Genomic DNA, 7115 nt, shown 5'->3' on the forward strand with positions numbered 1-7115 from the left:
TTTTGCAACATTTTTACAGTTACGTTTTAGGTGATCGGACCCTAGAATAGGTATTCTGAAATAAATAGCGCGTTAGGGACAGATAAGTGGATAACTTTGTTGCTTTAAAAGATGTGCATTTTTCGCACGGCCAACGCACCATATACGATGGGCTGTCATTGACGGTGCCGAAAGGTAAAATAGTCGCTGTTATGGGCCCCAGTGGTATTGGTAAAACAACGTTATTGCGCCTTATTGGGGGGCAGTTACGACCAGCATCCGGATCCATCAAAGTGGCCGATGAAGAAGTGACGCAGTTATCACGCAAGAAACTCTATGAGCTGCGTAAGCGAATGAGTATGCTTTTTCAAAGTGGTGCGCTGTTCACCGATATGAGTGTATTTGATAACGTTGCCTTCCCGTTAAGAGAGCATACAGAGCTCAGCGAGGATGTTATCCGTAGCATTGTCTTGATGAAGCTAGAAGCGGTAGGCTTGCGTGGGGCTCGCGATCTGATGCCTTCGGAGTTATCAGGCGGAATGGCGCGTCGGGCTGCACTGGCGCGTGCTATTGCACTTGATCCTGATCTAATCATGTATGACGAACCTTTTGCTGGCCAAGATCCGATTTCAATGGGTGTTATCGTCAAACTGATTCGCTCGCTGAACGAATCGTTAGGTTTAACTTCTATCGTGGTCTCCCATGATGTCGATGAAATACTATCGATAGCCGATTACGCGTATATTATCGCCGATAAAAAAGTCGTCGCCGAGGGGACTCCCGATGAGCTGAGAGACAATGATAAGGCTATTGTAAGGCAGTTTCTTCAAGGTGAGGCTGATGGACCCGTCAAGTTCCATTATACCGAGGATGACTTTGCTATGGATTTAATGGGGGAAGCGCATGGATAGGTTGGCGCGCTTGGGCGCAACAGTCACAGACGCAATAGCAGGTATCGGTCGTGCGCTGGCGATGTTACTCGGGGCGATTATTGGTAAGCCCACACCTCGAAAGTCATGGCCTCTATTTGTCCAACAAATGTATGTGGTTGGCGTACTATCCCTCATTATTATCGTGGTGAGCGGGTTATTTATTGGTATGGTATTGGGACTCCAAGGCTATACCATTTTGGTCGATTACGGCGCCGAACAGAGTTTAGGTCCGATGGTTGCGCTGTCTCTTTTACGCGAATTGGGGCCTGTCGTCACTGCCTTGCTTTTTGCCGGTCGCGCCGGCTCCGCACTGACCGCCGAAATCGGCTTGATGAAAGCAACCGAGCAATTATCGAGTTTAGAAATGATGGCCGTTGATCCGTTACGACGTGTCGTTGCTCCACGTTTCTGGGCGGGTTTTGTCAGTATGCCTCTATTGGCACTTATTTTTTCAGCCGTTGGTATTTACGGCGGTTATTTAGTGGGCTCGGGTTGGCTCGGTGTCGATGAGGGCGCATTTTGGTCAGTAATGCAGTCAGCCGTTGACTGGCGTGACGACTTAATGAACGGGATCATTAAATCGCTCGTATTTGCTTTTGTGGTGACGTGGATTGCGCTCTACAAAGGCTATCGTTGTGAACCAACATCTGCGGGTATTAGCAAGGCGACCACTTCGACGGTGGTCACTGCTTCACTCGCTATTTTAGGACTCGATTTTATTCTTACAGCATTGATGTTTGGCGGGTAAAAACCATGGAATCACGGAAATCACATATTTTTGTTGGCTTATTTGTCGTTGTCGGGGTTTTGGCGCTGCTGTTTATCGCTTTGCGCGCTGCAAGTGGGAGCACCGTGACTGCTGGTGAAACCTACACGCTTTATGCGAAGTTCGACAATATTGGCAGTTTAAAAGTACGCTCGCCAGTTAAAGTGGGGGGTGTCGTTGTAGGACGCGTTACCAATATTTCGTTGTCGGGCGAGTATTACGAGCCACTTGTTGAGATGGAGATCAGTCAAGATTATGACAAGTTCTCAGAGACAAGTAGCTTATCGGTGCTGACAGCGGGTCTTTTAGGTGAGCAGTATTTAGGTCTGCAGCCAGGGTTTATCGATGACACGGTGGGCACACTTGAAGACGGAGACACGATTTCTGATACCAAATCAGCATTGGTGTTGGAGCAGTTAATCGGACAATTCTTGTTTAGCCAAGGCGAGAATTAACGAACGGGGAGTTGTAATATGAAAGTTTTATTAACGTTAGTAATGGGTGCTTTTCTGACCGTGAGTAGCGCCTCGGCGGAAACGATTAAAGAGGAAAATCCCTATACTCTAGTTAAGAAAGTAGCGGATAAAACCTTTGAGCGTATCGGCGAAGAGCGCAGTAAGATTACGGAAAACCCCAACTATCTGAAGACGATTGTTAAAGATGAGCTGATGCCTTACGTCGATAATATATATGCGAGCAAGAAGGTATTGGGGCGTTACTTTAAAGATACTGATGAAAAGCAACGCCAGGAGTTTTACAAAGCATTTACGGACTATATTGTTGCAACTTATGCCCGAGCTTTTACACAATATGACGAGTCGAAGCACGAAGTAGAGTTTCTGCAACACCCTAAAGTAGGACCCGATGACAAGGTCGTAGTGGTAGAGACGCGCGTTAAAGAAGCGGGTCGCCCACCAATTCGTTTGGATTTTAAAGTCCGTTACGATAATAACGCTGACGTTTGGAAAGCATACGATTTAGTTGTCGAGGGTGTAAGCTTATTGAATAGTAAGCAGAGCGAGATAGCAGCAGTAATCCGTTCACGCGGCATCGAAGGTACCATTGCGCTGCTCGAGGATAAAGCGGGCCAACCCATCAAGTTGGACGATAAAGTCGACGTACCGTCTTAAGGGTCGCCCATGAGTCAGGCTCAAATGAACTTTCAACTCGCTAATGACGGTACATTGTCGTTAGCGGGTTCGCTTACGCGAAGCGCGATTCCGGCGCAATGGAACGCACTCAGCCAGCTGTTGAATGAGAAGACAGTAAAACAAGTGGATGTTGCAGAGGTTACTTTAATCGATACTGCGGGCGTGGCTATATTACTTGAAGTGATAAAGCACAATCGTGATGCTGTTCCCTTACAGTGTAAGGGCAGCTCGGAGCAGTTAAGGCAAATCGTCACAGTGAGTGGCGTCGACCATCTACTTTCGTTAAGCTAACGGCTTTAATTCTTCAGTTAAGTTGTGTGGATATAATATGAACGCCGAACAATTGACCGCGTTATTGAAAAATGAACTTGAAATCGATGAGGCGCATGTAAAGCTTGATGGCGCTAACGTTAACATTATTGCCGTAGGTGAGATTTTTGCCTCATTGAATCGTGTGAAAAGTCAGCAAATGGTGTACCAACCTCTTAAGCCTCTTATCGCTGATGGTACGCTTCACGCTGTTTCTATTAAGACCTACACGCCTGAAACTTGGGAACGTGATAAAAAATTAATGATGCCTTAATGTCATCAGGAGGCATCATGGACAAATTTTTAATCAAAGGCGGGCGTCCGCTACACGGCGAAGTGACTATTTCTGGCGCTAAGAATGCCGCATTGCCAATATTATTAGCAACGGTATTGGGTAGCGAGTCAATTACTATTTCGAATGTTCCTTTGCTTCAGGATGTAAAAACGTCACTTAAGTTACTTGGAAAGCTGGGGTTAGCCCACTCGGAACTCCAGCATGGCGAAGTCACCATCGAACCTGCAGAAATGTCGGAGCATGTAGCCCCGTATGAGCTCGTGAAGACGATGCGTGCCTCCATTTTAGTGCTCGGTCCTTTGTTAGCGAAAGTCGGAAAGGCTGAAGTGTCATTGCCTGGCGGCTGTGCCATTGGTGCTCGCCCGGTAAACTTACACATCGAGGGCTTGCGTCAGATGGGAGCTCAAATTGTGGTCGAAAATGGCTACATAAAAGCGTCCGTTGATGGGCGTTTAAAGGGAGCAGACATTCTGATGGATACCGTGAGTGTGACAGGCACGGAAAACCTGATGATGGCAGCAGCGCTTGCTGAGGGCACGACGCGCATTGAAAACGCCGCCCGCGAACCCGAAATTATTGATCTCGCGCGCTTTTTGAATCACTTGGGTGCGAAGGTTACAGGTGAGGGGACCGATACGCTTACGATTGAAGGCGTTGAACGCTTACACGGTGGCCATTACTCTGTGATGCCAGACCGTATTGAGACCGGTACGTTTCTTGTTGCAGGGTTAGCAACAGGAGGCGATGTGACTTGTCGTCATACCGATCCGAGTGCCTTAGATGCGGTGCTTAAGAAGCTTACCGAGGCCGGAGGCACGGTTGAAAAGGGAACTGATTGGATCCGTATTCGTAGTCAGGGCCGGCCTAAGCCCGTCACTATTATTACTGCTCCACACCCAGCATTTCCAACTGATATGCAGGCTCAGTTTTGCGCGTTGAACGCCATTGCGTCGGGAAGTGGGTGGGTGCGAGAGACGATTTTTGAAAACCGTTTCATGCACATTCCTGAACTTCGCCGTATGGGCGCTCATGTTGAGCTCGAGGGCAATACAGCTATTTCGAATGGGGTAGAGACACTGACCGGTGCAGAAGTGATGTGTACCGATTTACGAGCTTCTGCTTCGTTGGTGATTGCCGGTTTGGTTGCTCAAGGGGAAACGCTCGTAGAACGCATTTATCATATCGATCGAGGCTACGAAGGTATTGAGCTTAAGCTTCAAGCACTCGGTGCAGATATTCAGCGAATTCACTGAATTTGACGTGCGGACCCAACAGTTAATGTTGTGGTTCGCGTTTCGTCATTACGTACGTATTCGATTTTCAACTGTGTACCAGGCCGGCTTTTAACAACGCGCTCCATTCCTTCCGTTGCCGAAAAAATCGGTGAACCGCCAATTTGCGTGATTAAGTCATTGACTTGCAAACCCGCTCGATCAGCTGGGCTATTGGGCTCAACTTGCGTCACAAGAATTCCGTTAGCCGCATTTTGTAGATTGAAATTCGGGTTAACTTGAATACCAATATAGCCACGCACGACGCGACCCTCTGTAATTAGGGTATGCATAATCTCTTTAACGGTATCGTAAGGCGTTGCAAAGTAGATACCTTCAACGGTGTCACCAAACGCCGAGTTAAATCGAGCATTATTGATACCGATTAACTCTCCCTTGCTATTGATAAGTGCTCCACCTGATGCGCCTTGATTGATGACCGCGTCCATTTGTATTAGGTCGGAATAGGCTGAACCGGTGATACCAACTCGTCCCCCCGTGGCACTAATAATACCCTGTGTAATCGTTTGCCCAATATTATACGGATTGCCAATGGCAAACACGATATCCCCTACCTTTATGGGTCTTTCGCCCATTGTCGGAATGACGGGTAGGTTATCTGCCTCGACCTTGAGTACGGCGAGGTCGGTGTAAGTATCATTTCCAATCAGTTGCGCCTCGTAGCGCCGTCCATCTTGCAATGCCACCTGAATTTCATCGTAATTTTCCACTACATGATTGGCGGTGATGATGTAGCCACGCTCACTCATGATGACACCCGAGCCTAAACGCCACAGACGTGAATTTGACTGAGACGAATAGCGTGAGCGCTCACTTTCACCCAAGCTATATATATTGACGACGGCAGGTGCTGCGCGACTGATGGCTTGGTTAAAACTCGCAACCTCATCATTCTTATTTAAATTAAATTGACTTGGACCGCCATTTTGTATGTATGGCTGGATGAGAAAAATAATGGCAGCAACAACCAAGCCTAAACCTACCGATTGGTAAAGGAATCGAACGAGTGACTTGATAGAGCTCATAAGTTAGACGGTCCGTTAATTAAAAAAGTGACTTCAGCTTATCACTGAAGTCACTTTGATGTAAGTTTTTGAAACTAAAACGCGCGACTAAGATGCGGGGTTACGTAACATTAAGTAACGTACACTATTCCCACGTTGGATACTCAGCGCTACCACATCACCCGCGTTGTCAATCGCTTCACGCAGGTCGCCTAAGTTACTAATTGGTTGCCGATTAGCGCCTTTGATGATATCACCTTTTTCAAGTCCAATTCGCGCGGCGGGTGACCCCGTTTCTACTTCAGTAATGCGAATACCATCGTTGGAACCATCAGCTTCAAGGGTCGCGCCTTCTAAAGCCGGGTGTATCGACTGAGCTGAAGTCTCGGTATCTTGCGCATCAAGCGTCACCTGCACATCTTGGCGTTCACCATCACGGATCAACTCAAGATCGACTTTCGTTCCCGATCCTAGGGTACTGATTAAAGCGCCTAGCTCTTGGAAACTTGCGATCTCATCACCGTTAACAGACACGATGACATCTCCCGACTGAATACCGGCCTTGTCGGCTGCGCTCTCAGGTACAACTTCGGCAACGAATGCGCCCTCTGACACACTAATATCAAGTGCATCAGCAATATCTGAGTTAAGGTCGTTTCCGCGTACGCCTAACACGCCGCGACGTACTTCACCAAACTCGATTAATTGTTGCACGAGGTTACGCATCATATCCGCTGGGATTGCGAAACCGATACCGATGTTGCCGCCATTAGGACCTAAAATCGCTGTATTGATACCAATCAATTTGCCATCGAGCGTTACTAGCGCACCACCGCTATTACCACTATTAATTGCGGCATCTGTTTGGATAAAGTTCTCAAGTTCTTCGATACCGAGGTTGGCACGACTAAGGGCGCTGACAATACCGGATGTGACAGTTTGTCCAAGACCAAAAGGATTACCGATAGCAACGACAAAGTCGCCCACCCGTAATTCTGACGACTTACCGATCTCAATATCAGTGAGATCCTCGGCGTCCTCAATTTGCAGCAGTGCGATATCGCTTTGTTCGTCGCGACCCACTAATTTGGCATCATATTCACGACCATTTTTCAGTGTTACAACGATTTCAGAGGCATCATCGATGACATGGTTGTTGGTAACTACATAACCTTTGTCTGCATCAATGATGACTCCTGAACCTAATCCACGGAATGGACGCTCTTGAACGCGTTCGCTCGGAGCATTGGGACCAAAGAAAAAACGTAACGCGTCAGGGACCCGTTGGCGTACTTCACGTTTACCTTTGACCGAAATATTAACGACGGCGGGAGTAACATCCTCGAGCATCGGTGCTAATGTTGGTTTTTCGTCATCTGCGCCGAAA

Annotated in this window: 9 protein-coding genes; 7 read left to right on the plus strand and 2 right to left on the minus strand. The window is 47.6% G+C overall.

Features of this window, described 5'->3' with window-relative positions:
* Nucleotides 1-86: 86 nt before the first annotated feature.
* Genes mlaF through murA form a run of 7 tightly spaced genes read left to right on the plus strand, consistent with a single transcriptional unit; the run spans nt 87 to nt 4685 of the window.
* Nucleotides 87-890, plus strand: coding sequence for a phospholipid ABC transporter ATP-binding protein MlaF (mlaF, locus tag OS145_RS12060; RefSeq protein ID WP_006956860.1), 804 nt, complete (start codon nt 87-89; stop codon nt 888-890).
* Nucleotides 883-1659, plus strand: coding sequence for a lipid asymmetry maintenance ABC transporter permease subunit MlaE (gene mlaE, locus OS145_RS12065; protein WP_006956859.1), 777 nt, complete (start codon nt 883-885; stop codon nt 1657-1659). Before mlaF ends, mlaE begins: the two co-directional genes overlap by 8 nt.
* A gap of 5 nt (nt 1660-1664) precedes the next feature.
* The gene (mlaD, locus tag OS145_RS12070; protein ID WP_006956858.1) at nt 1665-2132 is read left to right on the plus strand and encodes an outer membrane lipid asymmetry maintenance protein MlaD; all 468 of its coding nucleotides are present in this window, start codon (nt 1665-1667) and stop codon (nt 2130-2132) included.
* Nucleotides 2133-2150: 18 nt separating this feature from the next.
* Complete coding sequence (locus OS145_RS12075) at nt 2151-2807, plus strand: ABC transporter substrate-binding protein (RefSeq protein ID WP_006956857.1); 657 nt, start codon at nt 2151-2153, stop codon at nt 2805-2807.
* 9 nt (nt 2808-2816) lie between these two features.
* Entirely contained in the window at nt 2817-3119 is a 303-nt protein-coding gene (locus OS145_RS12080; RefSeq protein ID WP_006956856.1) for an STAS domain-containing protein, read from the plus strand.
* Between the two features lie 37 nt (nt 3120-3156).
* Complete coding sequence (locus OS145_RS12085; protein ID WP_006956855.1) at nt 3157-3411, plus strand: BolA family protein; 255 nt, start codon at nt 3157-3159, stop codon at nt 3409-3411.
* A gap of 17 nt (nt 3412-3428) precedes the next feature.
* Nucleotides 3429-4685, plus strand: a complete 1257-nt coding sequence (gene murA, locus OS145_RS12090; RefSeq protein ID WP_006956854.1) for a UDP-N-acetylglucosamine 1-carboxyvinyltransferase — start codon at nt 3429-3431, stop codon at nt 4683-4685.
* On the opposite strand, the gene OS145_RS12095 is transcribed toward murA, so the two are convergent.
* Both OS145_RS12095 and OS145_RS12100 read right to left on the minus strand, forming a co-directional pair.
* A complete protein-coding gene (locus tag OS145_RS12095) occupies nt 4679-5749 on the minus strand; it encodes a trypsin-like peptidase domain-containing protein (protein ID WP_006956853.1) in 1071 nt (356 codons plus the stop codon). The two genes, murA and OS145_RS12095, sit on opposite strands and share 7 nt — an antisense overlap.
* An 87-nt stretch (nt 5750-5836) precedes the next feature.
* A partial coding sequence (locus OS145_RS12100; protein ID WP_006956852.1) for a DegQ family serine endoprotease occupies nt 5837-7115 on the minus strand: 1279 nt, incomplete at its 5' end.

Source organism: Idiomarina baltica OS145 (assembly GCF_000152885.1).
Classification (GTDB): domain Bacteria; phylum Pseudomonadota; class Gammaproteobacteria; order Enterobacterales; family Alteromonadaceae; genus Idiomarina; species Idiomarina baltica.